The 1,957-nt window shown below is 61.9% G+C and carries 2 protein-coding genes; both read left to right on the plus strand.

Translation table 11 applies throughout. The features are described from left to right. Window positions 1-92 precede the first annotated feature (92 nt). Window positions 93-1,121: an IS21 family transposase gene (gene istA / locus DIE11_RS35845; RefSeq protein ID WP_124489883.1), complete on the plus strand. Its 1,029-nt coding sequence runs from the start codon at window positions 93-95 to the stop codon at window positions 1,119-1,121. Then, entirely contained in the window at window positions 1,118-1,891 is a 774-nt protein-coding gene (gene istB / locus DIE11_RS35850) for an IS21-like element ISBcen13 family helper ATPase IstB (protein WP_071335283.1), read from the plus strand. Before istA ends, istB begins: the two co-directional genes overlap by 4 nt. Window positions 1,892-1,957: the final 66 nt, after the last annotated feature.

Below are 1,957 nucleotides of genomic sequence, written 5' to 3' on the forward strand. Positions count from 1 at the left end.
TGTTGGGCGCAAAGTAATAATGAGCCACTTCGCGCGAAGTAAATCTGAGCCACCTTTCAGTACAGTCAGCCTTTTGCGCGCAAAGGCTGGCGATGCTCCAGAAGGAACAGTGGATGCAAATCCATGTGCTCAAAGCCCAAGGCGTATCGGAGCGCGAGATCGCGCGGCGCCTGGGCATTTCTCGCAACACGGTGGCGCGGTACCTGTCGGCCGAGGAAGTGCCGCGCTACAAGCCGCGTGAACCGCGGCCAACCAAGCTCGGAGCGTTCGAGGCGTACGTCATCGAGCGCATGAGCGCGGCAGCCCCCGAGATCATCGCCGCGCCGGCGCTGCTGCGCGAGTTGCGTGCGCGCGGCTACGATGGCCAATTGCGAAGCCTTCAGGCTTTCATGAACGCGCATAAGTCCGTGCCGAAGCCGGATCCGGTCGTGAGGTTCGAGACCGAGCCCGGCCGGCAGATGCAGTGCGATTTCGTTGTCTTCCGTCGAGGCGCCGACCCGCTTTACGCCTTCACCGCCACGCTCGGCTTCAGTCGTTGGCGCTGGGCACGCTTCACCACCGATGAACGCGCCGAGACGCTGGTCGCCTGTCATCATGCGCTGTTCGAAGCCTTGGGCGGCGTTCCTCGCGAGATCCTTTACGACAACGCCAAGACCATCGTTGTCGAGCGCGATGCGTATGGCGACGGTCAACACCGCTGGCACGCCGGGTTGCTCGACCTGGCCAAGCGGTACGGCTTCCTGCCCAGGCTGTGCCAACCGTACCGTGCGCAGACCAAGGGCAAGGTCGAGCGATTCCATCGCTATCTGCGCGGCAATTTCTATGTGCCGCTGGCCAGCCAGCTCAAGCAATCCGGCTTGATGCTCGACGCCGTGACTGCAAACGTCGAGGTGAGTAAATGGCTGCGCGATGTGGCCAATCAGCGGGTGCATCCGGTTACAGGGCTGGCACCCGCGATTCTCCTGGAACAACGAGAACGGGCTTGCTTGCGCGATATGCCTGGCTACGCGGTGCCCCGATTGCCGGCTCGCGCCGTCGCTCGGCCGCGCGTTGACCCTGCGATGTCGATCCAGCACCCGTTGTCCGTCTACCAGCAATTGCTGACCGAGGTGCGCGCATGAACCTGCAGCAGGAACGCATCGACGGGCACTGCCAGAGCCTGAAGCTCGAGGGGCTCATGCAACGATACGTCGCTCTGGCGAGCGATGCCGCGGCCAAGCAATGGAGCTTCCTCGACTTCCTCGAGAACGCGCTCGCTCACGAACGAGAGATGAGGCAAGTTCGTTCGCGGCAAACACTGGTGCGCATGGCCGGGTTCCCCGCCATCAAGACGCTCGATGACTACGACTACAGCTTCGCCGTCGGGGCGCCGCGCAAGACGATCGACGAGCTTGCCACCCTGCGCTTCATTGAGCGGGGTGAGAACGCCGTGTTGCTAGGTCCGTCAGGCGTGGGCAAGACCCACCTCGCGATCGCCATCGGGTATGCCGCGACACAGGCCGGCATCAAGACGAAGTTCATCACGGCGGCGGATCTGATGTTGCAGCTCGAAGCTGCGCGCAGACAGGAGCGATACGACGCCGTACTTCGGCACAACATTCTCGGCCCGAGGTTGCTCATCGTCGACGAGATCGGCTATCTACCGCTCTCGGGCGATCAGGCTAGCCACTTCTTCCAGATCGTCGCCAAGCGCTACGAGCGCGGGTCGATGATCCTGACCAGCAACCTTCCGTTTGCGCAGTGGGATGAAACCTTCGGCGGCAACACCACACTGACGGCAGCGATGCTCGACCGCATCCTGCACCACGCCCACATCATCCAGATCAAAGGAGACAGCTACAGACTGAAACAGCAACGCCAAGCCGGCCACGTTTCGTCATCGAAGAGGTAACGACTGGCTCAGTTTTACTTTGCGCGATCAGGCGCGAAGTGGCTCAGATTTCAAATGCGTTTGACA

The organism is Burkholderia sp. Bp9012 (assembly GCF_003853825.1).
Classification (GTDB): Bacteria; Pseudomonadota; Gammaproteobacteria; order Burkholderiales; family Burkholderiaceae; genus Burkholderia; species Burkholderia diffusa.